Annotated in this window: 22 protein-coding genes; 11 read left to right on the plus strand and 11 right to left on the minus strand. The window is 69.1% G+C overall.

Features of this window, described 5'->3' with window-relative positions; genetic code table 11:
* Positions 1 to 4: 4 nt before the first annotated feature.
* Entirely contained in the window at positions 5 to 1,798 is a 1,794-nt protein-coding gene (gene sucB, locus ACJH7A_RS14985) for a 2-oxoglutarate dehydrogenase, E2 component, dihydrolipoamide succinyltransferase (protein ID WP_346414659.1), read from the minus strand.
* 191 nt (positions 1,799 to 1,989) lie between these two features.
* On the opposite strand from sucB, the gene ACJH7A_RS14990 reads away from it, so the two are divergent.
* Positions 1,990 to 2,925, plus strand: coding sequence for an alpha/beta fold hydrolase (locus ACJH7A_RS14990; protein ID WP_406775017.1), 936 nt, complete (start codon positions 1,990 to 1,992; stop codon positions 2,923 to 2,925).
* 6 nt (positions 2,926 to 2,931) lie between these two features.
* Here ACJH7A_RS14990 and ACJH7A_RS14995 read toward each other — a convergent pair whose 3' ends face one another.
* The 3 genes from ACJH7A_RS14995 to ACJH7A_RS15005 all read right to left on the minus strand — a co-directional run bounded on the left by ACJH7A_RS14995 (position 2,932) and on the right by ACJH7A_RS15005 (position 6,041).
* Entirely contained in the window at positions 2,932 to 3,270 is a 339-nt protein-coding gene (locus tag ACJH7A_RS14995) for a hypothetical protein (RefSeq protein ID WP_406802228.1), read from the minus strand.
* 93 nt (positions 3,271 to 3,363) lie between these two features.
* A complete protein-coding gene (locus ACJH7A_RS15000; protein WP_406802229.1) occupies positions 3,364 to 4,887 on the minus strand; it encodes a leucyl aminopeptidase in 1,524 nt (507 codons plus the stop codon).
* The gene (locus ACJH7A_RS15005; RefSeq protein WP_406802230.1) at positions 4,887 to 6,041 is read right to left on the minus strand and encodes an adenylate/guanylate cyclase domain-containing protein; all 1,155 of its coding nucleotides are present in this window, start codon (positions 6,039 to 6,041) and stop codon (positions 4,887 to 4,889) included. Before ACJH7A_RS15005 ends, ACJH7A_RS15000 begins: the two co-directional genes overlap by 1 nt.
* Before the next feature lie 68 nt (positions 6,042 to 6,109).
* Here ACJH7A_RS15005 and gcvT point away from each other — a divergent pair, with 68 nt between their 5' ends.
* Entirely contained in the window at positions 6,110 to 7,234 is a 1,125-nt protein-coding gene (gene gcvT, locus ACJH7A_RS15010; protein WP_318985178.1) for a glycine cleavage system aminomethyltransferase GcvT, read from the plus strand.
* 74 nt (positions 7,235 to 7,308) lie between these two features.
* Positions 7,309 to 8,427 (plus strand): branched-chain amino acid aminotransferase, encoded by a 1,119-nt coding sequence (locus ACJH7A_RS15015; RefSeq protein ID WP_020103558.1) that lies wholly within the window; start codon positions 7,309 to 7,311, stop codon positions 8,425 to 8,427.
* Positions 8,428 to 8,494: 67 nt separating this feature from the next.
* On the opposite strand, the gene ACJH7A_RS15020 is transcribed toward ACJH7A_RS15015, so the two are convergent.
* From ACJH7A_RS15020 to ACJH7A_RS15035, 4 genes are read right to left on the minus strand one after another with little or no spacing between them, the layout of a single operon-like run.
* Positions 8,495 to 9,217 (minus strand): adenosylcobinamide-GDP ribazoletransferase, encoded by a 723-nt coding sequence (locus tag ACJH7A_RS15020; protein ID WP_406802231.1) that lies wholly within the window; start codon positions 9,215 to 9,217, stop codon positions 8,495 to 8,497.
* Between the two features lie 2 nt (positions 9,218 to 9,219).
* Complete coding sequence (cobT, locus tag ACJH7A_RS15025) at positions 9,220 to 10,281, minus strand: nicotinate-nucleotide--dimethylbenzimidazole phosphoribosyltransferase (protein ID WP_406802232.1); 1,062 nt, start codon at positions 10,279 to 10,281, stop codon at positions 9,220 to 9,222.
* Positions 10,278 to 10,817: a bifunctional adenosylcobinamide kinase/adenosylcobinamide-phosphate guanylyltransferase gene (locus ACJH7A_RS15030; RefSeq protein ID WP_406802233.1), complete on the minus strand. Its 540-nt coding sequence runs from the start codon at positions 10,815 to 10,817 to the stop codon at positions 10,278 to 10,280. The genes cobT and ACJH7A_RS15030 overlap by 4 nt, the downstream gene beginning before the upstream one ends.
* A gap of 5 nt (positions 10,818 to 10,822) precedes the next feature.
* Positions 10,823 to 11,503 carry a DUF3043 domain-containing protein gene (locus ACJH7A_RS15035; RefSeq protein WP_212812107.1) on the minus strand — a complete coding sequence of 227 codons (681 nt, stop codon included), beginning with the start codon at positions 11,501 to 11,503 and terminating at the stop codon, positions 10,823 to 10,825.
* A gap of 71 nt (positions 11,504 to 11,574) precedes the next feature.
* Here ACJH7A_RS15035 and ACJH7A_RS15040 point away from each other — a divergent pair, with 71 nt between their 5' ends.
* Both ACJH7A_RS15040 and ACJH7A_RS15045 read left to right on the plus strand, forming a co-directional pair.
* Complete coding sequence (locus ACJH7A_RS15040) at positions 11,575 to 12,639, plus strand: glycerate kinase (protein ID WP_406802234.1); 1,065 nt, start codon at positions 11,575 to 11,577, stop codon at positions 12,637 to 12,639.
* A 45-nt stretch (positions 12,640 to 12,684) separates the two neighbouring features.
* Positions 12,685 to 13,053 (plus strand): iron-sulfur cluster assembly accessory protein, encoded by a 369-nt coding sequence (locus ACJH7A_RS15045; protein ID WP_020103564.1) that lies wholly within the window; start codon positions 12,685 to 12,687, stop codon positions 13,051 to 13,053.
* A gap of 30 nt (positions 13,054 to 13,083) precedes the next feature.
* On the opposite strand, the gene ACJH7A_RS15050 is transcribed toward ACJH7A_RS15045, so the two are convergent.
* Positions 13,084 to 13,716, minus strand: a complete 633-nt coding sequence (locus ACJH7A_RS15050; protein ID WP_212812105.1) for a hypothetical protein — start codon at positions 13,714 to 13,716, stop codon at positions 13,084 to 13,086.
* A 64-nt stretch (positions 13,717 to 13,780) separates the two neighbouring features.
* Between ACJH7A_RS15050 and ACJH7A_RS15055 the strand changes: the two genes are divergently transcribed.
* Complete coding sequence (locus ACJH7A_RS15055) at positions 13,781 to 14,755, plus strand: carbohydrate kinase family protein (RefSeq protein WP_406802235.1); 975 nt, start codon at positions 13,781 to 13,783, stop codon at positions 14,753 to 14,755.
* Between the two features lie 77 nt (positions 14,756 to 14,832).
* Here ACJH7A_RS15055 and asnB read toward each other — a convergent pair whose 3' ends face one another.
* Positions 14,833 to 16,788, minus strand: a complete 1,956-nt coding sequence (asnB, locus tag ACJH7A_RS15060) for an asparagine synthase (glutamine-hydrolyzing) (RefSeq protein WP_212812103.1) — start codon at positions 16,786 to 16,788, stop codon at positions 14,833 to 14,835.
* Between the two features lie 138 nt (positions 16,789 to 16,926).
* Here asnB and ACJH7A_RS15065 point away from each other — a divergent pair, with 138 nt between their 5' ends.
* From ACJH7A_RS15065 to ACJH7A_RS15080, 4 genes are all read left to right on the plus strand, one after another.
* Positions 16,927 to 17,967, plus strand: a complete 1,041-nt coding sequence (locus ACJH7A_RS15065; protein ID WP_212812102.1) for a cytochrome c oxidase subunit II — start codon at positions 16,927 to 16,929, stop codon at positions 17,965 to 17,967.
* A 10-nt stretch (positions 17,968 to 17,977) separates the two neighbouring features.
* On the plus strand, positions 17,978 to 18,397 hold the full coding sequence (locus ACJH7A_RS15070) for a cytochrome c oxidase subunit 4 (RefSeq protein WP_020103569.1): 420 nt from the start codon (positions 17,978 to 17,980) through the stop codon (positions 18,395 to 18,397).
* Between the two features lie 188 nt (positions 18,398 to 18,585).
* Positions 18,586 to 19,413 carry a hypothetical protein gene (locus ACJH7A_RS15075; protein ID WP_212812101.1) on the plus strand — a complete coding sequence of 276 codons (828 nt, stop codon included), beginning with the start codon at positions 18,586 to 18,588 and terminating at the stop codon, positions 19,411 to 19,413.
* A complete protein-coding gene (locus ACJH7A_RS15080; RefSeq protein ID WP_212812100.1) occupies positions 19,414 to 20,085 on the plus strand; it encodes a DUF2561 family protein in 672 nt (223 codons plus the stop codon).
* On the opposite strand, the gene ACJH7A_RS15085 is transcribed toward ACJH7A_RS15080, so the two are convergent.
* A complete protein-coding gene (locus tag ACJH7A_RS15085; protein WP_212812099.1) occupies positions 20,082 to 20,681 on the minus strand; it encodes a TetR/AcrR family transcriptional regulator in 600 nt (199 codons plus the stop codon). The genes ACJH7A_RS15080 and ACJH7A_RS15085 overlap by 4 nt on opposite strands.
* 55 nt (positions 20,682 to 20,736) lie before the next feature.
* On the opposite strand from ACJH7A_RS15085, the gene ACJH7A_RS15090 reads away from it, so the two are divergent.
* Positions 20,737 to 21,474: a hypothetical protein gene (locus ACJH7A_RS15090; RefSeq protein ID WP_212812098.1), complete on the plus strand. Its 738-nt coding sequence runs from the start codon at positions 20,737 to 20,739 to the stop codon at positions 21,472 to 21,474.
* The last annotated feature ends 13 nt before the right edge of the window (positions 21,475 to 21,487 follow it).

Here is a 21,487-nt window from a genome sequence, read left to right on the forward strand (position 1 = left end):
GGGATTACAGCCCCAGGTCGGCCTCGAACGCACCCTCTTCGAGACGACGTTTGATGGTGGTCACGAACCGTCCGGCGTCGGCGCCGTCGATCAGGCGGTGGTCGTAGGTCAGCGGCAGGTAGCAGACCGACCGGACACCGATCGACTCGTTGCCGCTCTCGTCCACGACGACGCGCGGCCGCTTGACGATGGCGCCGGTGCCGAGCATGGCCGCCTGCGGCGGGACCAAGATCGGGGTGTCGAACAGGGCGCCCTGGCTGCCGATGTTGGTGATCGTGAAGGTGCCACCGGCCAGCTCGTCGGGCCGCAGATTGCCCGAGCGGGCGCGGTCGGCGATGTCGACGATCGCCCGCGCGAGGCCACCGAGGGACAGGTCACCGGCGTTGTGCACGACCGGCGACAGCAGGCCCTGCTCGGTGTCCACCGCGAAGCCGAGGTGCTCGGCGTCGTAGTAGGTGATCTCCTTGGTTTCCTCGTTGTAGCTGGCGTTGACGTTCGGGTGGATCTTCAACGCGTCGATCACCGCGCGGGCGATGAACGGCAGGTAGGTCAGGTTCACACCCTCGCGCTCGGCGAACGAGTTCTTGGCGCGCGCCCGCAGCGAGACGATGCGGGTCATGTCGACCTCGTGGGTCTGCGTCAGCTGCGCCGTGGTCTGCAGCGACTCGCGCGTCTTCTTGGCCGTGATCTGCCGGATCCGGGTGGCCTTCTGCGTGGTGCCACGCAGGTGCGCCAGGGCCGGAGCCGGTGCGGCGGCCGGGGCCTTCGCCGCCGGAGCTGCGGGGGCCGGGGCGGACGAAGCGGCGGCAGGTGCGGCCGGGGCCTTGGCGGCCTCCGCCGCGGCGAGCACGTCCTGCTTGCGGATGCGACCACCGACACCGGTGCCCTGCACCGATGCGAGGTCAACGTTGTTCTCGGCAGCCAACTTTCGCACCAGCGGGGTGACGTACGGGCTGGCGTCGTCCGACGACGACGCGGCCGGGGCCGCAGCAGCCGGAGCGGCGGGCGCCGGAGCGGCCGGGGCGGGAGCGGGCGCGGGGGCCGGCGGCGGGGTCGGTGCGGCCGGAGCCGGGGGAGCCGGCGGTGGCGTCGGCGCGGCGGCAGGCTCGGGGGCGGGTGCCGGTGCCGGGGCTTCGGGGGCCGGGGCGGCGGCCGGGGCCGAACCGGCGGCACCGATCTTGGCGAGCTCGCCACCGATGGACACGACGTCGTCCTCGTCGGCGGTGATGGACAGCAGCACGCCGGCGATCGGCGACGGGATTTCGGTGTCGACCTTGTCGGTGGACACCTCGACCAGGGGCTCGTCGACCTCCACGGAGTCGCCGACCTTCTTGAGCCAGCGGGTCACGGTGCCCTCGGTGACGGACTCGCCGAGCGTCGGCATCACGATCGAGGTGGCGTCGGTCGCGTCGGAGGCGGCCGGGGCGGGGGCCGATGCGGGTGCCGGCGCGGGAGTTTCGGCGGCCGGAGCCGGGGCTTCGGCGGCGGGCTCGGGAGCCGGGGTGGGCTCCGGCTCGGGTGCCGCGGCGGGCTCGGGGGCGGACGGAGCCGGGGACTCGCCGGCCTCACCGATGACGGCGAGCTCGCCGCCGATCTCGACCACGTCGTCTTCCTGCGCGACGATCTTGGTCAGGACACCGGCTGCCGGCGACGGGATTTCGGTGTCGACCTTGTCGGTGGACACCTCGAGCAGGGGCTCGTCGACCGCGACGGTGTCGCCCTCCTGCTTGAGCCATCGAGTGACGGTCCCCTCGGTAACGCTCTCACCGAGTGCGGGCATCTGGACGGAGATGGCCATTACGTTGACTCCTCGAAAAGTCGCTCGTCACTTCGAATGTCTACAGGGCCCATCCTGTCATGCTCGCGCAGTCGAGGAGGGGCGGGTCGGGACTTTGTCCCGCTGTGTTGACACCCTCGCTGAGCAGGCTACTGTCGCAATCGAACCAGTACCGGCGGTACGGGATACTTTGAGGTCAGGCGGGTGTGGCGATGCAGTTTGTGGACAGTGCCGACGGGACGCGGATCGCGACCTACGACGAGGGCAACCCCGAGGGCCCGGTGATGGTGCTGGTGCACGGCTGGCCCGACTCGCACGACATGTGGGACGCCACGGTGCCGCACCTCGCCGAGACCTACCGGGTGATCCGCTACGACAACCGCGGCTCGCGCAATTCCGGTGTGCCCAAGAAGGTTTCGTCGTACACCATGGCGCACTACGCCGACGACTTCGCGGCCGTCATCGCCGCCTTGGCGCCCGGTCGGAAGGTCCACGTCCTGGCCCACGACTGGGGCTCGGTCGGTATCTGGGAGTACCTGTCGCGACCGGAGTCGGTGGACCGCGTCGCGTCGTTCACCTCGACCTCGGGGCCGAGCGCCGACCACACCCGGCGCTTCATCATGGAGGGTCTCAAGCGGCCGTATCGGCCGGCGCGGTTCCGGCAATCGGTGTCGCAGTTCCTGCGGCTGACATACCAAGGTTTCTTCTCGATCCCGCTCGTGGCGCGAGTGCTGGTGCGCGCCAGCGTGCCGACCATCATTCCGCTCCTGCTGAAGTGGCTGGATGGCATGTCCGACAACCAGATTCGGCATTCGGACACCTTCGCGACCGACGCCGCGAACAGCCTCAAGGTGTACCCGGCCAACTACTGGCGCACCCTGTTCTCGGGCCGGCGCGACCACTACGTCACGGTGCCCGTGCAGGTGATCGTCAACCGCGGCGACCAGTTCGTGCGCCCGTACCTCTACGACGAGACGCCCCAATGGGTCTCGCAGTTGTGGCGCCGGGACATCGACTCGGGACACTGGTCGCCGATGTCACATCCGGAGCTGCTCGCCACCGCCGCCCGCGAACTCGCCGAGCATGTCGCCGGCGCCGCGCCCACGCCAGAGCTGCAACTGGCTCAGGTCGGCAGCAAAGCCGGCTAGGGCGGCCTATCGGGGCGGCTCACCGTTGACGTTGACGTTGTGCGTGACTTCGCCCTCGTGGTTCACGTTCACGTTGACCGTGGGATTGCAGGCCGGGTTCTGGAACGCGACGCTGTCGCACGGCATGCCGTTGTTGTAGAACAGCCCGCCGCCGTTGTTGTATCCGGGGTCGCACTGATCGTCGCCGCCCAGCCGGTCGATCACATTCCGGAAGGGACACAACTGGTCGGCGATGATGTCCTCGTCTTCGGGATCGGCAAGCGCCTGTGTGGCGCCGCTCATCCCGGCTAATTCCATGCCGATAACAGTGGCTGTGACGGCAGCCAGCTGAATGTACTTATTCATGCAGGAACGGTACGCCTCGGACAAGCTCGGCGGTAGAAAAATTCGGTAACTGCCGTCGTCTCAGCTACCGCCGAGCTGTCGTTGTGTGCGTGATCAGCCGTTGGCGGCGATGTCCTCCAGCACGGCGAACATCGTGCGGGTCGGGACGCCGGTGCCACCCTTGCCGGTGTAGCCCCACGGGCCGCCGGTGTTGTATGCCGGGCCGGCGACGTCGAGGTGTGCCCACTGCACGCCGTCGGCGACGAACTCGCGCAGGTACACCCCGGCCACCAGCATGCCGGCGTTGCGCGCGCCGCTGACATTCGCCAGGTCGGCGACCGTCGACTTCAGGTCGTCCTTGAGCTCTTCCGGCAGCGGCATCGCCCACGCGTTCTCGCCGACCTGCTGCGACAGCGTCGCGACCCGGTCGCGGAACTCGTCACTGCCCATCACACCCGGGGTACGCGTGCCGAGCGCGACCAGCTGCGCGCCGGTCAGCGTCGACGTCTCGATGAGGTAGTCGGGGTTGTCCTCGCAGGCGCGGACAATGGCGTCGGCCAGGATGAGCCGGCCCTCGGCATCGGTGTTGAGCACCTCGATGGTGGTGCCGCCGTACTGCGTCAGGACATCGCCGGGCCGCTGCGCCGTCGACGACGGCATGTTCTCGGCCATGGGGACGGTCGCGGTGACGTCGACCGCCAGCTTCTGACGGGCTGCCAGCACGACGGTCGCGATGACGGCCGCGGCACCGCCCATGTCGGAGGTCATGTGGTGCATGTTGGCGGCCGGCTTGATCGAGATGCCGCCGGTGTCGAAGGTGATGCCCTTGCCCACCAGCGCCACCTTCTTGGCGTTCTTCGTGCCGGAACGGTAGGTCAGCCGCACCAGGCGCGGCCCGCGGGACGAACCCTTGCCGACACCCACGATGCCGCCGTAGCCGGCGTCCTCCAGTTCCTTCTTGCCCAGCACCTCGACCTCGAGGCCCGCCGACTTACCCAAAGCCTTTGCGCGCTTGGCGAATTCGCCCGGGTACAGGTGGCTCGGCGGGGTGTTGACGAAGTCGCGGGCCGTCGCCACGGCAGTCGCGACGTCGACGCCGCGGGCCGCTGCGGTCTCGGCGTCGTCGGCGGTGGACAGCACCGTCAGCGCCGTGAGGCCCGCCTCCTTCGGGGCGGTCTTCGCGCTGCGGAATTCGGAGAAGCGGTAGGCGCCGAGGATCAGGCCTTCGACGGCCGCGGCCACGTCCACTTCGGACAGGGTGGTCACGACGGTCTCGGTGCCGTTGAGGGAGCGGGCCGCCACGCCGGCGGCGCGGCGGATGACGTCGGCCGGCCACTCGTCGCGGTCCTTGCCGAGGCCGACGGCCAGCACGCTGGCCACCGGCAGCGACGGCACGAGCACGCGCGTCACCTGCTCGGTCGAGCCTTTCGCGCCCAGGGTCTTCAATGCCACCTCGATCTCGCCGGTGGCTTCGGCGTCCAGGAACGGGTTGGCCAGAACCGTGGCCTCGTCGTTCTCGCCGGTGATGACCGGCACGATCAGCACCGCGGCGTCCAGATCGGACGGCAGGGCGGATGCGACGGTGACGGCGGGGGACTGGTAACCGGGTGCGCTGCTCACCGGTCCCACCCTAGTCATCACGCCTGCCGGGCCGCCCGCTCAGCCTCCGGGCACAGCTCGAACGCGGTCACCGGGTCGTTGAAGCCCTTGAGTACCAAAGGCTCCCGCGGCGCCACCGGCCATTTGCCCGGCATGTCGTACCACGGCGCGGCCACCAGAATCTGCCCCGGCTCGGCTGCGGCCACCAGGCGGGCGGCCAGATTGACCGGATTGCCGAAGTAATCACCACCGGTGGCCACCACCGAGCCGAAACTCAGACCGGCCCGCACGCTGATGTGGGCCATCTTCGGCCGCGGATGGTGCACCAGGTCCATGGCGACCCGCGCCAGCGACTCGGGTGTGGCGCTGACCCACATCACCGCATCGCCGATGAACTTGACCACCCGGCCGCCGTCGGCGTGCACCACGTCGTTCGTGATGGCGTTGAACTCGTTGAGCAGGCTGGTCAGGTCGGCCGGCGTGAGCCGTTGCGTGAGCTGCGTGAAATTGGACAGGTCGGCAAACCCGACACCGCAGTCCACCGTCAATGGCTCGCGGCGGGCGACGGCATCGAAATACGTTCGGGCAGCGAACAAATGGTGGCGGTGAAAAGAATCGATCATGCCGCCGATGCGCGGAATGAAGGCGGCCGCCGATCGGTAGGCCTGCGCCGTCACGAGTTCGTCGTGGCTGTGGGCCAGGTCGAGCTCCGGCAGACCGGCGCGGCTCATCGACGCCAGCGCCTCGGCCACCCGCGCCACACTGGCACCGATCACCCGGAGGAAGCCCGTCGCGGCGTCGGCTCCGATCGCCGTCCGCAGGTCGGCCCAGGTGCGCAGCGCCTCGATGTCGTTGTCGGTGAGCGTCGGTGTGTTCGGGTCGGCAACCGTCAGGCCCAGCACCGCCCAGGCCTGCTCGACGTCGGCCAGCGGCAACCCGAGCGCCTCGGCGGCGGCCGTCAGGCTGTGGCTGGGCTGCCCCGACCACTGCACGACGTCGCCGGCCAAGCCGAACAACCGCCCCTGGCGCTCGGCTGCGACCATCTGCTCCGCGGTGAAGCCCAGGCCGTCCAGATACTCGATGAGCGGCGCGCGCCGGCGGGCATCGGCGATGCCCGCGGCTTCCAGGGCGTCGAAATCGACCACGAAACGAGTCTGCCAGCTACCGGGGGACCGGCGGGGCGATCTGACCATCGACAACGCCTCGGATCACAGCCACATACCGACTGCGATCCGAGGCGCAAGCACTAGGCTGACTGGCCGTGAGCGAACTGTTGCAGGGCCCGCTGGAAGACCGTCACCGCGAACTCGGGGCGAGTTTCGCCGAATTCGGGGGCTGGTTGATGCCGGTGTCGTACGCCGGCACCGTGGCCGAGCACAACGCCACCCGCGAGACCGTCGGGCTCTTCGACGTCAGCCACCTCGGCAAGGCGCTCGTGCGTGGCCCAGGCGCCGCCGAGTTCGTCAACTCCGCCTTCACCAACGACCTGCGCCGCATCGGTCCGGGCAAGGCGCAATACACGTTGTGCTGCAACGAGTCCGGCGGCGTGATCGACGATCTGATCGCCTACTACGTCTCCGACGACGAGATCTTCCTGGTGCCCAACGCGGCCAACACCGCCGCCGTGGTCGCCGAGCTGCAGCGCGTCGCCCCGCCCGAACTGACCATCACCGACGAGCACCGCTCCTACGCCGTGCTCGCGGTGCAGGGGCCGAAGTCCACCGAGGTGCTCACCGCGCTCGGGCTGCCGACCGACATGGACTACATGGGCTACGCCGACGCCGAGTACAACGGCGTCCCGGTTCGGGTGTGCCGCACCGGCTACACCGGCGAGCACGGTTACGAACTGCTGCCCGAGTGGGACCGCGCGGGCGTCGTGTTCGACGCGCTCGTCGCCGCGGTCAAGGATGCCGGTGGTGAACTCGCCGGGCTGGGCTCGCGCGACACCCTGCGCACCGAGATGGGCTACCCGCTGCACGGACATGAACTGTCGCTGGACATTTCGCCGTTGCAGGCCCGCTGCGGCTGGGCCATCGGCTGGAAGAAGGATGCGTTCTGGGGCCGCGACGCGCTGCTCGCGGAGAAGGAAGCCGGACCGAAGCGGACGCTGCGCGGCCTGAAGGCTGTCGGACGTGGCGTGCTGCGGGCCGGTTTGACAGTGTTGGACGCCGGGGCGAGCGAAGCGACGGGGGAGGTACCTGCCAAGCCGGTGGGCATCACCACGTCGGGCACCTTCTCGCCGAGCCTCAAGGTCGGCATCGCGCTGGCGCTGCTCGACACCGCGGCCGACATCGCCGACGGCGCGCGGGTGACCGTCGACGTCCGCGGCCGGGCGCTCGAATGCGAGGTCGTGGCGCCGCCGTTCGTGGCGGCCAAGACGCGTTAGCCGCGGCGAAAACGCGGTAAGGGGCGAGCGGAGCGACGGGAAAACGGATTAGCCACGGGCGATACAATCGGCATATGACCGATGGCCCCCTCGAATTCACCGTTTCGCGCGCGAGCAACCCGGCGAGCGACGAGGTAAGGGCTCAGGTTCTGGCCGACCCCGGATTCGGGCGGTTCCACACCGACCACATGGTGGCCATCGACTACACCGTCGACCGTGGCTGGCACGACGCACGGGTCACCGAATACGGGCCCATCGAGCTCGATCCGTCGGCGATCGTCCTGCACTACGCGCAGGAGGTCTTCGAGGGTCTGAAGGCGTACCGCTGGAATGACGGCTCGATCGTGTCGTTCCGTCCGGAGGCCAACGCCGCCCGCCTGCAGTCGTCGTGCCGGCGCCTGGCCATCCCGGAGCTGCCCGGCGACGTCTTCGTCGAGTCACTGCGCCAGCTGATCGCCGTCGACAACGAATGGGTGCCGGCCGCCGGTGGTGAGGCGTCGCTGTACCTGCGGCCGTTCATCATCGCCACCGAGCCCGGCCTGGGCGTGCGCCCCGCCAACGAGTACCGCTACCTGGTGATCGGTTCGCCCGCCGGCGCGTACTTCAAGGGCGGCATCAAGCCGGTGTCGGTCTACCTGTCCACCGAGTACGTGCGGGCCAGCCCCGGCGGCACCGGCGCGGCCAAGTTCGGCGGCAACTACGCCGCGTCGCTGCTGGCGCAGGCGCAGGCCGCCGAGATGGGCTGCGACCAGGTGGTCTGGCTGGACGCCATCGAGCGCCGGTACGTCGAAGAAATGGGTGGCATGAACCTGTTCTTCGTGTTCGGTAGCGGTGGCTCGGCACGACTGGTCACCCCCGAGCTGTCCGGCTCGTTGCTGCCCGGCATCACGCGGGACTCGTTGCTGCAGTTGGCGGTTGACGCCGGCTTCGCCGTCGAGGAACGCAAGATCGACATCGACGAGTGGCAGAAGAAGGCCGCCGCGGGCGAGATCACCGAGGTGTTCGCCTGCGGCACCGCGGCCGTCATCACGCCCGTCGCGCATGTGAAGTACGGGCACGGCGAATCGGCCGGCGAGTTCACCATCGGCGACGGCCAGCCCGGTGAGGTCACCATGGCACTACGCGACACCCTGACCGGCATTCAGCGCGGCACCTTCGCCGACACCCACAACTGGATGACCCGCCTGGGCTGACCACGTCCGACGTGAAGAAGATCGCGAGATTCCAGTGAAATCTCGCGATCTTCTTCACATTCGGCGGCTAGTGGACGGCCAGCCCGAGCGCAGTCAACGTGGTCGTGACTTCGACCGCCGCACCCAGTACGTCGCCGGTGATCCCACCGAACCGGCGGACGCAGTGCGCCACCAGTAGTGCGGTGATTCCCAGCGCGACGAGCACGGCCACCGGACCCTGCCACAGCCGCGGCGTCGCCCACGCGGACGCCGCGGCCACCGCCACCGTCCACGCCGCGACCACCCACACCGGCTGACTGCCGGCGACCATCGCACCCAACGTGCTGCCCGGCGCGGCCGGTGCCGACGTGCGGCAGGCCGCCAGCGCGGCCACACGGCCCGCGGTGACAGCGACGACGACCGCCACCGGGCTCAGCGCGGCGAACGTCATGCTCTGCGCGCCGATCGCCACCACGATCGCGGCCACCCCGAACGGGCCCGCGGTGCCACCGCGCATGACGGCCAGGGCCCGCTCGGGCGGTCCGTAGCAGCCGAGGCCGTCGACGGTGTCGGACAGTCCGTCGATGTGCAGGCCGCGGGTCAGCAGAAGCAGTACCGCCACCGCGAGCAGCCCGGCGAGCGGGCCGGTCACGTACACCTGCCCGGCGCCCCACACGACGGCCGCGGCGATACCACCGAGAACGATGCCGACCGCCGGAAGCGCAGTCAGTGTGCCCCGCCCAAACGGCCGGTCACTGCGCACCGGCAGGACGGTGCTGAACGCGAAAGCCGAAGCGAGGGAACCGATCACAGTCAGTGAGCGGGTTTGTCGGTGACGTTCGCCTCGCCGAACGTGGCCATCGACGCCAGCGTCGCGACCGCGGCCCGCAGCACGGGCAGCGCCACCGCAGCGCCGCTGCCTTCGCCCAGGCGCATGCCGAGGTCCAGGATCGGCGTCAACTGCAGGCGCTGCAATGCCACCGCATGCGCGGGTTCGGTCGACAGGTGGCCGGCCTGCCACCACGCCTTCGCGCCGGGGGCCAGCCGGTCGGCGACGAGCGCCGCGGCGGTCACCACCATGCCGTCGAGCAGCACCGGGGTGCGCCGCAGTGCGGCCTGGGCCAGGAATCCCGCCATGGCGCCCAGGTCCGCACCGCCGCAAACGGCAAGCAGCGCAACGGGATCGGCCTTCACCTGACGCGCGCGGAACAGCGCGTCGCGGATGGCCGCCGTCTTGCGGGCCCAACCCTCGTCGTCGACGCCGGTGCCGCGGCCCACCACGGCGACGGGTTCGGTCGCCGTCAGGGCGGCGACCAGAGTTGTTGCCGGAGTGGTGTTTCCGATGCCCATGTCGCCGGCGATGAGCAGGTCGGCGCCGGCGTCGACCTCCTGATCGGCAATGGTGCGGCCCGCCGCGATCGCCGCGATGGCCTCCTCGGTCGACAGCGCGTCCTCGACGGCGATGTTGCCGCTGCTGCGTCGCACCTTGTGGGCGCCGATCGCGGGGGAGTGGGCCTCGCCGTCGACGGCGATGTCGGCCACGCGCACGGTCGCACCGGCCACCTCGGCCAGCACGTTGATGGCGGCGCCGCCGGCGTCGAAGTTCGCCACCATCTGCGCGGTGACCTCGGACGGGAACGCCGAAACGCCGGACGCCGTCACGCCGTGGTCGCCGGCGAACACCACGACCCGAGCACGTTCGAATTGCTTTGGCGGACAGACGCCTTGGCACGCCGACACCCAGACCGACAGATCCTCGAGGCGTCCCAGGGAGCCCGGCGGCTTGGTCAGGGTCAGCTGGCGCGCGAGGGCGGCCTCCCGCACATCGGCGTCCGGTTTGGTGAGGTCGGGGAACTGGGCGCGGGGATCGCTCATCGGGGCTCCTTGACGGTGAGAGGCTGGCCGGCCACCACCAGCACCACGCGGTCGCAGACGGCGGCCAGGCGCTGGTTGAGCGAGCCCAGCTCGTCGGCGAACCGGCGGCCCGACTCGGTGGCGGGGACGACGGTCAGGCCGACCTCCGGGCTGACCAGGGCCAGTGGCGCGGTGAATTCGTGGACCGCAGACGTCAATTCATCGATGTCGGTCCGAAGGGAGGCGCCGGACCTAGCCCCTTCCCATGCGCCGCGCCGGTCCATGGCTGCGACCAGCCAGCCGCCGATGTCGTCGACCATGGTGGCGGCGCCGGCGGCACGCAAAGTCGTTGCCACGTCAGCGGATTCGATGGTCGACCAGTGTGTCGGCCGGCGGTTCCGGTGAGCCGACACCCGGGCCGCGAAGTCGGCGTCACCGTCGACGGACCCGGTCGCGACATAGCGCACCGATCCGTTCGGACCCGCCGTACGGGTGATCCAATCCTCGGCCCACTGCGACTTGCCCGACCGGATGCCGCCGAGCACCAGGGTGCGCACCGGGCTCAGTCGACCTTGTCTCCGCGGTTGACCTGCGGCTTCGGCACGCGCATCCGGCGCAGCTGCGAGGCCCGGCTGGACGCGTAGAAGCCCAGCTTCCAACCACTTTCGGTGTTGCCCGGGAACTTCGCGTCGACCCGCTTGTTGATGCGCCGGCTCAGCAGCACACCGTCGATGGCCATGATCACCATCAGCCCCAGCATCGCGACCGACAGCAGGCCCTGGGTCTGCACGGGCGGCAGCGCCATCATGAAGAACACCAGCACCAGCGCCGACGGCATGAACAGCCCCAGCACGTTGCGCCGGGAATCGACGAGATCGCGGACGTAGCGCTTGACCGGACCCTTGTCGCGGGGCAGCAGGTAGGCCTCGTCGCCGGCCATCATCTTGGCGCGGCGCGCATCCATGTCGGCGCGGCGGGCCACACGGTCGGCCTTGCGCTCTTCCTTGGTCTTCGAGTTGCGCAGTTCCTTGCGGCGCTTACGTGCCTCGGCCGTCGTCATCGGCGCCGGTGCGACCGGGCCGCGCTTGCGGTTCGCGCTCTGCTTGGGGGTCGGGCGGCCCTTGGGCGCCGTGGTGCGGGCCCCGGCGTCGTCGCCCGAGTCGACGGTCACGTCGACGTCGTCAGCATTGCCGCTCTCGTCTCCGGAGTCGGCGTTGTCCTTCTTGCGGCCCAGCAGATTCACGGTGTCAGGTTACTTCGGTGGCCGGGCTCGGCCGTCATGCACCCGAGCTGTGGGCGGCTTAACCTGCTCCGATGAGAGTTCTGGTCGCCCCCGACTGTTACGGCGACAGCCTCACCGCGGTCGAGGCCGCGGCGGCGATCGCCGCGGGCTGGGCCGCCGCGCGGCCGGCCGACACGCTGGTGCTCGCCCCGCAGTCCGATGGCGGCCCGGGCTTCGTCGACGTCCTCGCCGAGCGGCTGGGCGGGCTGCAGACCGCGACAGTGCGCGGCCCGCTCGATCGCGACGTCACCGCGCACTGGGTGCTGCACCAGGACACCGCCTACATCGAGTGCGCGCAGGCCTGCGGATTGGCGCTGCTCGGCGGGCCGCCGACGGTGCGGACCGCGCTGGATGCCAGCAGCTTCGGCGTAGGCCAGCTTGTCGACGCGGCGCTGACGGCGGGCGCGCAGAAGGTGGTCGTGGGCCTCGGCGGCAGTTCGTGCACCGACGGCGGCCTGGGGCTCGTCGCCGCGCTGGGCGGGCTGACGCCGGCATGTCAGCGACTGGCCGGTGTCGAGGTCATCGTCGCCTCCGACGTCGAACACCCACTTTTGGGGCCGATGGGTGCGGCCGCGGTGTTCGGTCCGCAGAAGGGGGCCGATCCCGCCACGGTGGAGCTGCTGGAGCAGCGGCTCACGGCGTGGGCCCGCGAACTCGAATCGGTGGCCGGCCGGGACGTCGCCGTCGAACCGGGAGCCGGCGCTGCCGGCGGCCTGGGCGCGGCGCTGCTGGCCCTCGGTGGCCGGCGCGAGTCGGGCGCGACGGTCATCGCCACACACACCGGGCTGGCCGCGGACCTGGCTGCCGCCGACCTCGTCATCACCGGCGAGGGCCGGTTCGACGACCAGTCGCTGCACGGCAAGGTGATCAGCGCGCTGGTGGGCCAGGCCGCCGGCACGCCTGTGCTGGTGCTGGCCGGGCAGGTGACGCTGGCCCCGTCCGCGCTGGCTGCCGCCGGGGTGACGGCCGCGTACTCGATCACCGACCACGCCGGCTCGGTGGAACTGGCCATGAGCGATGCGGCCAACCAGCTGACCGGATTAGCTACGGGCGTAGCCGCTGAACTCGGGAATACCGGCCCGACAAGGTACCGTTGATGGTGCCTGGATAGTGCCAGGCAATCGATGCACCAGGGAGATGCAATGACTGTTGAGGACGCGACCAGCACCGGTACCTCGACCGAGACCCACGGCGTGATCTTGTCGGACGCGGCGGCCGCCAAGGCCAAGGCTCTGCTGGACCAGGAAGGCCGTGACGACCTCGCGCTGCGTATCGCCGTGCAACCGGGCGGCTGCGCCGGCCTGCGTTACAACCTCTTCTTCGATGACCGCACGCTCGATGGTGACCTCACCACCAACGTGGGCGGCGTCAACCTGACCGTCGACCGGATGAGTGCCCCGTACGTCCAGGGCGCCACCATCGACTTCGTCGACACCATCGAGAAGCAGGGCTTCACCATCGACAACCCGAACGCCACCGGCTCCTGCGCCTGCGGCGATTCGTTCAACTGAGATAGCCGACCGTGCTGGTCCGGCGGCCTCCTACAGGGAGTCCGCCGGACGCGGCAGGTACGAGCAGACCAGGGTCTCGCGCGGCTGCACCAGCAGCTGCGCGACAGCCTGCAATTCGTTGTTCTTCGGTCCCGAACCGCGCGGCAGCCGGCCCGACGGCGCCACCTTCATGGTGAACAGCACCTGCGCCTGATTCGGTGACAGCATCACGATCTTGTCGATCGACGTCACATCCGCCTGACCGAACTGCTTGCGGAACGCATCACTGGCCAGATTCGCCACCGTGAAATCCGTGGCGTGATCCTTGATGCCGTCGTACAGGCCGCACAGGGCATGGCGTGCCACGGTCTGCTTGTCCTGCTGCAACAGCGCGTTGAGATAGCCCTGGATGGCGGACTTCGCGGAGGCGTCGGTCAGGCCGCGATCGCTGGTGCTGCGCACCGCGAAGATGATGCCGCCGATGACGGCGACGACCGCAAGCACAGCGCCGACGACCAGCAGGATTCGCTTGGTGTTGTTACCGCCGCCCGACGGGTATTCCACGGCCGGTGGGAGAGTCGTCGGGTACGACGTCGGCGGGCCGCTGTAAGGGGCACCGTAGGTGGAGTTCCCCGGACCCGGCTGCGGGGGGATCGATTCCGGGTACGGATATGCGCCGTCCATGTTGTCCACAGGCTAGCGCACCCGCGTAGGGCAGCCCGGACCTCAGCCTGGGTAAGCTCGCCGAATGACCATTGCCGTGACCGGATCGATCGCGACCGACCATTTGATGCGCTTCCCCGGCCGATTCGCCGAGCAGTTGCTGGCCGAACACCTGCAGAAGGTGTCGCTGAGCTTCCTGGTCGACGACCTGGTGGTGCACCGCGGCGGCGTCGCCGGCAACATTGCCTACGCCATCGGCATCCTGGGCGGCAGCCCGACGCTGGTCGGCGCGGTGGGCAAGGACTTCGACGATTACCGCGGCTGGCTGACGTCGCACGGCGTCGACTGCTCGCAGGTGCTGGTGTCCGACTCCGCCTACACCGCACGATTCGTTTGCACCACCGACGAGGACATGGCGCAGCTGGCGTCGTTCTATCCGGGTGCCATGTCGGAGGCGCGCAACATCAAGCTGGCCGATCTCGTCGCCGCTCAGGGTGAGCCCGAGCTCGTGATCATCGGGGCCAACGACCCCGAGGCCATGTTCCTGCACACCGAGGAATGCCGGAAGCTGGGTCTGTCGTTCGCCGCGGACCCCAGCCAGCAGCTGGCCCGCCTGTCGGGCGAGGAGATCCGTCGCCTCATCGACGGCGCCGCCTACCTGTTCACGAACGACTACGAGTGGGACCTGCTGCTGCAGAAGTCCGGCTGGTCCGAGGCCGAGGTGATGAGCCAGATCGAGCTGCGCGTCACCACGCTGGGGGAGAAGGGCGTCGACATCGTCGGCCGTGACGGCTCGTTCGTCCACGTCGACGTCGTGCCCGAGAACGAGAAGGTCGACCCGACCGGTATCGGTGACGCGTTCCGCGCCGGCTTCCTCACCGGCCGCGGCGCCGGCCTGAGCCTGGAGCGGGCCGCTCAGCTGGCCTCGCTCGTTGCCACCCTGGTGCTCGAGGCCCCGGGTCCGCAGGAGTGGACCTGGGACAAGACCACTGCACTGCCGCGGCTGTCGGCCGCGTTCGGCACCGAAGCGGCCGACGAGATCGCCGCAGCGCTCGCATAAGCACTCCGCCGAAAGTGCGGGAAACGACCGAATTCAGCGCGAATTCGCGGTCGTTTCCCGCACTTTCGTCGTAGTGGTCAGAGTTCGACGGGGTAGACGGGCTCGCTGATCTGCGGCGTGACGCTGCCCTCGATGAAGATGGCGTGCCACAGCATGAAGATCAGCACCGTCCACAGCCGGCGGCTGTGATCGCTGACGCCGCCCCGGTGCTCCTCGAGCATCTGGCGGACGGCGTCGAGGTCGATGAGATGCCCGGCCTGCGACGCGTCGACCGTCGCGTAGGCCCACTCCAGCAGTTCGCCCGAGCGCAGCCAGTGCCGGATCGGCACCGGGAACCCCAGCTTCGCGCGGTGCAGCACATGCGCCGGGACGATGGGCTCGAGGGCCCGCCGCAGTGCGTACTTGGTCGTGGTGCGGGTGATCTTCTGGTCGTACGGCAGCTTGGACGCGACCGCGAACACCTCGGGATCCAGGAACGGCACCCGCAGTTCCAGGGAATTGGCCATGGTCATCTTGTCGGCCTTGACCAGGATGTCGCCGCGCAGCCAGGTGAACAGGTCCAGATGCTGCATGCGCGCCACGGGGTCCCAGCCCGCGGACTCGGCGTAGATCGGCGCCGTCACGTCGGTGTGGGTCCACTCCGGGTTGAACTGCGCCAGGGTTGCCTGCAGTTGCTCGTCGGAGAAGCTGCGGGCGTTGCCGTAGTAGCGCTCCTCGAGCGTCAGCGACCCGCGGTGCAGCAGGCTCTTGCCGCGCATGCCGTCGGGCAGTGACTTCGAGGCCTTGCCGAGCCCGCGCCGCAGTCCCCGCGGGACACGGTCGAAGGCCTTGAGCGACAACGGTTCCCGGTAGATGGTGTAGCCGCCGAACAGCTCGTCGGCGCCCTCACCGGAGAGCACCACCTTGACGTGCTTGCGGGCCTCGCGGGCGATGAAGAACAAGGGCACCAGCGCCGGGTCGGCCACCGGCTCGTCCAGGTACCAGACGATCTCGGGCAGCGCCGCGACGAACTCGGCCTGGCTGACGACCTTGGTCACGTGCCGCGCCCCGATGGCCTCGGCGGAGGCGACGGCGACGTCGACCTCCGAAAAGCCTTCGCGCTCAAAGCCCGTCGTGAAGGTGATCAGCTTGGGGTTGTGCCGCATCGCCAGCGCGGCGATCGCGGTCGAGTCGATGCCGCCGGACAGGAACGCGCCGACGGTGACGTCGGCCCGCATGTGCTTGGCGACGGAATCCTCCAGGACGGCGGTGATCTCGTCGTACCGGGCCTGCTCCTGCCCTGTGACAAATGGCACAGCGGCGAACTTCGGCTTGAAGTAGCGCGTCACCTCGGGCTGCTGGCCCGGGCGAATCCGGGCATAGCTGCCCGACTCCAGCCGCCGGATCCCGCGCTGCAGGGTCTCGGGTTCGGGCACGTACTGCAGCACCGTGTAGTGCTGGACGGCACGTTCGTCGATGCTCAGGTCGACGCCGGCACGGGCCGCCAGGTCGAGAATGCACTTCTTCTCGCTGCCCACGATGGTGCCGCCCGGGCCCGTCGCCAGATACAGCGGTTTGATACCGAACGGGTCCCGCGCGCAGAACAACTCGCGGGTCTCGGTGTCCCACAGCGCGAAGGCGAACATCCCGCGCAAGCGGTTCAGCGCCGCGGTGCCCCAGTAGTGGTAGGCAGCGACGATCGCCTCGCTGTCGCCCTCGGTGGCGAACTCGGCACCGAACTCGGCGCGCAGTTCCTCGCGCAGCTCGAGGTAGTTGTAGATCTCGCCGTTGAACACCAGCGCGTAGCGATTCGGCGCCTCGGGCGGACCCCAGCGCAGCGGCTGGTGGCTGTGCGCGATGTCGATGATCGACAGTCGGTTGAAGCCGAACACGACGGTGTGATGACCGTCGCTCGGATCGCTGTCGTCGGCCCAGGCGCCCGACTCGTCCGGACCCCGGTGGCGCATCGGATGCGTGGCATCCGAGACCGCGTTCACCAGGTCAGTGGAATGGTCGGCAACAGGGTCGGCCAGGTAGGCCAGCAGTCCGCACACGGCGCCAGTATGCCTGTTCAGGCAGGTGAACTCAGAACCGACGTTGCCGATTGGCCGGTCGCTTCGCTCGGCGCTGCGGGCGTGGTCTACGCTGCGTAGTATTCGACCGGCTTGACCGACTCCTAGGAGGGCCTCAACGTGACCGCTCGCGGGCTCCGTTTGGTGGCGTTGTCCGCCATTCTCGGCGCGTCGACGCTGCTGCTCAGCGGATGCAGCTGGCAAGAAGTCTTCGGCCTGGGTTGGCCGACCGGCATCACGCCAGAAGCGCACGCAAACCGTGACCTCTGGGTGTGGTCGGTTATCGCTTCGTTCGTCGTCGGCGCCATCGTTTGGGCGCTGATCTTCTGGGCGATGGCGTTCCACCGCAAGAAGAAGACGGACACCGAGCTGCCGCGCCAGTTCGGCTACAACATGCCGCTGGAACTGGTGCTGACCGTCGTGCCGTTCCTCATCATCTCGGTGCTCTTCTACTTCACCGTCGTGGTGCAGGAGAAGATGATGGACCACAGCAAGCCCGCTGAGGTCACCATCGACGTCACCGCGTTCCAGTGGAACTGGAAGTTCGGCTACCAGAAGGTCGCCTTCAAGGACAACACCTTCTCTTACGACGGCGCCGACGCGGCCCGTAAGGAAGCCATGAAGTCCAAGCCCGAGGGCAAGGACGAGCACGGCGAGGAGAAGGTCGGCGCGATCCGCGGCGAGAACCCCGAGGACCGCAGCTACCTGAACTTCGACAAGGTCGAGACCATCGGCACCAGCACCGAGATTCCGATCCTGGTCCTGCCGAAGGGCAAGCGCATCGAGTTCCAGATCGCCTCGGCTGACGTCATCCACGGCTTCTGGGTGCCGGAGTTCCTGTTCAAGCGGGACGTCATCCCGAACCCCGAGGCCAACCACTCGGACAACATCTTCCAGGTCAGCGAGATCGAGAAGACCGGTCCGTTCGTGGGCCGCTGCACCGAGATGTGCGGCACGTACCACTCGATGATGAACTTCGAGGTGCGCGTCGTGGAGCCGGAGCAGTTCAAGGCTTACCTGCAGTACCGCATCGACCACCCGAAGGCGACCAACGCCGACGCCCTGGTGTCGATCGGCCTGCCGCCGGTGGCCCAGACGACCCATCCGTTCGACTCTCGCCGCGGCGAGCAGGTCGGTTCGCCGGCTCAGGCGAGCAAGTAGGGGATACGCCATGCATATCGAAGCCCGACTTTTCGAGATTCTGACTGCCTTCTTCGCCTTGGCGACCGTCGGCTACGGCGCGCTGACCGCGCTGTACGCCAACGGTGGCATCGAGTGGGCCGGCACCACCGCGCTGGTGCTGACCACCGGTCTGTCGCTGATCATCGGCACGTTCTTCCGGTTCGTGGCCCGTCGCCTCGACACCCGGCCCGAGGACTACGAAGACGCCGAGGTCTCCGACGGTGCCGGCGAGCTGGGCTTCTTCAGCCCGCACAGCTGGTGGCCGCTGCTGATCGCCCTGTCGGCCTCGACCACCGCGGTCGGTATCGGCCTGTGGCTGCCCTGGCTGATCGTCGCCGGCGTCTGCTTCGTGCTGGCCACCGTCGCCGGCCTGGTTTTCGAGTACTACACCGGTCCCGAGAAGCACTAGACACCTACGGCCCCTGTGACCTGATCGCTCTGCGGTCAGGTCACAACCGTATGTCAGATGGTCCTCTGGCACCGTCCGGTACGGCCATGCCGGGCCCATGTTGGGTAATGTCTGCCAAAGGCTGGACTGTCGCCGCAAGCGGCGTTCACCAGCTACAGCGACACAGTGGTCGAGAGGGATAGGCGTACGTGAGCGGGTCACATTCCCCGGGCTCGGATGATGCGGCCCGGGAGTCATCGGGAGTCGGTGAAGGCACCGGCGAAACCGAGATCTATTCGCAGGCCTACTCTGCGCCCGAGTCCGAGCACTTCACCATCGCGCCGTACGTGCCGCCGGAGCCCGCGCTGTACGACTACGACAGCTACGAGGCCAAGTCCGAAGCCGACGACACCCCGCCGCCGCGGTGGCCGTGGGTTGTCGGCGTCGTGGCGATCATCGCGGCCATCTCGCTGGTGGCGTCCGTCGCCATCCTGGTGACCCGCAACACCGATTCCGAGAATGTGGCGACGCCGTCGACCAGCACCACCTCGGCGCCGCCGTTCCAGGACGAGTTCACCACCACGACCACGCCGCCGCCTCCGCCCACGACAACCGAGGCGCCCCCGCCGCCACCACCTCCGCCGCCCCCGTCGACGGTGACCGTGACGCAGCCGCCGCCACCTCCGCCGTCGGAAGAGCCGCCGCCTCCGCCGCCCAGCTCCGCCGCGGCCGCGCCGCCGGCGACGACGTCCGCGCCGCCGACCGGGCCGCGCTATGTCACGTACCGGATTTGGGGCACGAAAGCGCCGCTGGACCGCATTTCGGTGACGTACACCGACGCCGCGGGACGCCAGCGCACCCAGCAGAACGTCTACATCCCGTGGATGATCACTCTGACACCGATCTCGATGTCCGACGTGGGCTCGGTGCAGGCCTCCAGCCTGCTGCGGTTGAGCCACCTGAACTGTTCGATTGTGACGAGCGACGGCCAGACACTGGCCTCGCAGACCAACGATGATTGGCAGACGAGCTGTTAAATGCCGTACAACGCTGAGACTTCAACCCGGTCGCGAGTGACCGGCGGTAGCCCCGACCAGTTGGACCGTCTTCTGCTCGGCGGCTCGGTGGCCGTGTGGCTCGCGGCCCTGGGCGCCGGCGTGGCCGCCGTCGTCGCGATGGTCGACCTCGGCACCCGGCACCCGTCGGGTGCCGGGTCGTCGCACACGCCGTGGCTGCTGTACTCGGTCATCGCGGTATCCGCGGCGGTGATCGTGGGCGCCATTCCGCTGTTGTTGCGCGCCCGTCGCGGTGGGGCAGCGCCGCTGCCGCTGCTCGGCGGCGGGCCGTCCGAGGCCGACGACCGTCGTCCCGCCGGTGAGCTCCCGCAGAGTGCCCTGCGCTCCTTCGACGATCCGGTCGTGCGCCGCTACTCGGCGTCGCCGGCGACGAGCATGCTGGGCTTTCCGGTGGCGGCGGTGGATCAGCTGTGGCTGCGCTGCACGCTCGGGATCGCCGCGGCCATGGGTGGCGCGACACTGTTCGTCTTCCTGGGCGCGTACATGCTGGCCGACCGCCACGACGAGTTGGCCTGGATCCTGTACGGCCTGGCCCTGATCATCACGGCTGCCATGGTGGCCATTCCGTGGTACTGCCTGCGCAGCCTGCACGCCGTGTTGGAGGCGTCGGCCGAGGACGCCCGCGCGGCTTAGCGTTCCGCGAACGCACGGATGGTGCGCCGCGCGGTCTCACTCAGGTGGTCGGGCGTGATCGCGTCCGCGGTGAAGAGTGCGCGGAAATAGACCGGACCCGCAGCCATCTCCAGCACCGCGCGCGGGTCGGTGCCCGGCGGGATTTCGCCGCGGGTGATCGCGCGGTCGACGACAGCGCCGCTGCGCCGGAAGCGTTCCTCCCAGAACCTGGTCTGCGTGGTTCGCACGTCGTCGCTGTCGTCGGCGCCCGTCAGCGCGGCGTAGAGGACGGCGCGGATGGCCCGGTCGGACAGTGCGGTGACGATGTCCGAGAGCAGCTGCTCGAGGTCTGCCTGCAGTGACCCGGTGTCCGGCGTCGCGACATTGCTCTCCGTGAAGCGCGCCAGCAGGTCGGCGACCAGGGCGGCCTTCGTCGGCCACCGGCGGTAGACGGTCGTCTTGTTCACCTGCGCCCGCTTGGCCACATCGGACAGTTGCAGGTTGTCGTACCCGATCTCGGTCAGGAGTTCGAGGGTCGCCGCGTGGACGGCGGCAACAACACGCGCGGACCGGCCACCTGGTCGCGGCCGGGGGACTGCGGAGTCTTGACTGGGCATCGCACTCCATCATATAAAAGCAACTACAGATGCTTTTAGTGTAGGAGGTGTTCGCATGCCGGACCAGACGCTCACCATCGACGCCGTGATCGGGGGGCGTGCGGTAGCTCGCGACGAGGTGCTCGCCTGGGAGGCCAGGCGCCTGCCGAAGGCCGCCGGCAAGATCGGTCTGCCGGTGCCCGCCGGGGATATCGCCCGGCAGCGAACAGCTTTCGCCGACGCCAAACTGGCTCTGGGCGCCGACGACATCCGTTGTCGCTTGGCGCGTGACATCCGGGCGGCCGGCGTGGTGGCCCGTGGTACGACGCGGTTGTCGTTCGGACGTCGTGCGACGAGTGTGTGCGACCTGTACGTGACCGGCGGCAGCGCCCGCGCGTTCGTGGACTGGTTCACCGACGACGGCCGAGCCGACTACGCGCGCAGCATGATCGCCGCCAACCCCGACCACTTCCTCATCGACACCGCCCCGGACGGCCGGCAGGAGGTCATCGAGACGACCGGCGGAAGTCCATTGGCGACGCGGTTCTTCGTCGACTACGACGACACGTCACCGCTCGTGACGCCCCGTGACCCCGCGTTCCCCGTCGAGGCGGCGGGGGTCGCGCGTACCGAGGGCGGCTTGGCGATCGGCGGCGTCCGGCATGAATTCCGCGACGAAGCGGGCGGCTTCCATGCCCGGCTGTGCGTCGAATTCCCTTGGCTCACCGCGCCGTACCTGATCGCACAGCATCGCTGGCACCTGGCGTGCGAGTTCAGCAACTGGATCGAGGCGGCGTTCGCGGCAACCGGATAGGCGTGGGTCACCG

Source organism: Mycobacterium sp. SMC-17, assembly GCF_045310915.1.
In the GTDB taxonomy this organism is placed as follows: Bacteria; Actinomycetota; Actinomycetes; order Mycobacteriales; family Mycobacteriaceae; genus Mycobacterium.

What these genes read in the sequence shown, in the direction of transcription:
- sucB (WP_346414659.1), bottom strand. Translation starts at nt 1,798, where the DNA reads ATGGCCATCTCCGTCCAGATGCCCGCACTCGGTGAGAGCGTTACCGAG.
- ACJH7A_RS14990 (WP_406775017.1), top strand. Translation starts at nt 1,990, where the DNA reads ATGCAGTTTGTGGACAGTGCCGACGGGACGCGGATCGCGACCTACGAC.
- ACJH7A_RS14995 (WP_406802228.1), bottom strand. Translation starts at nt 3,270, where the DNA reads ATGAATAAGTACATTCAGCTGGCTGCCGTCACAGCCACTGTTATCGGC.
- ACJH7A_RS15000 (WP_406802229.1), bottom strand. Translation starts at nt 4,887, where the DNA reads ATGACTAGGGTGGGACCGGTGAGCAGCGCACCCGGTTACCAGTCCCCC.
- ACJH7A_RS15005 (WP_406802230.1), bottom strand. Translation starts at nt 6,041, where the DNA reads ATGGTCAGATCGCCCCGCCGGTCCCCCGGTAGCTGGCAGACTCGTTTC.
- ACJH7A_RS15015 (WP_020103558.1), top strand. Translation starts at nt 7,309, where the DNA reads ATGACCGATGGCCCCCTCGAATTCACCGTTTCGCGCGCGAGCAACCCG.
- cobT (WP_406802232.1), bottom strand. Translation starts at nt 10,281, where the DNA reads ATGAGCGATCCCCGCGCCCAGTTCCCCGACCTCACCAAACCGGACGCC.
- ACJH7A_RS15040 (WP_406802234.1), top strand. Translation starts at nt 11,575, where the DNA reads ATGAGAGTTCTGGTCGCCCCCGACTGTTACGGCGACAGCCTCACCGCG.
- ACJH7A_RS15045 (WP_020103564.1), top strand. Translation starts at nt 12,685, where the DNA reads ATGACTGTTGAGGACGCGACCAGCACCGGTACCTCGACCGAGACCCAC.
- ACJH7A_RS15050 (WP_212812105.1), bottom strand. Translation starts at nt 13,716, where the DNA reads ATGGACGGCGCATATCCGTACCCGGAATCGATCCCCCCGCAGCCGGGT.
- ACJH7A_RS15055 (WP_406802235.1), top strand. Translation starts at nt 13,781, where the DNA reads ATGACCATTGCCGTGACCGGATCGATCGCGACCGACCATTTGATGCGC.
- ACJH7A_RS15070 (WP_020103569.1), top strand. Translation starts at nt 17,978, where the DNA reads ATGCATATCGAAGCCCGACTTTTCGAGATTCTGACTGCCTTCTTCGCC.
- ACJH7A_RS15080 (WP_212812100.1), top strand. Translation starts at nt 19,414, where the DNA reads ATGCCGTACAACGCTGAGACTTCAACCCGGTCGCGAGTGACCGGCGGT.
- ACJH7A_RS15085 (WP_212812099.1), bottom strand. Translation starts at nt 20,681, where the DNA reads ATGCCCAGTCAAGACTCCGCAGTCCCCCGGCCGCGACCAGGTGGCCGG.
- ACJH7A_RS15090 (WP_212812098.1), top strand. Translation starts at nt 20,737, where the DNA reads ATGCCGGACCAGACGCTCACCATCGACGCCGTGATCGGGGGGCGTGCG.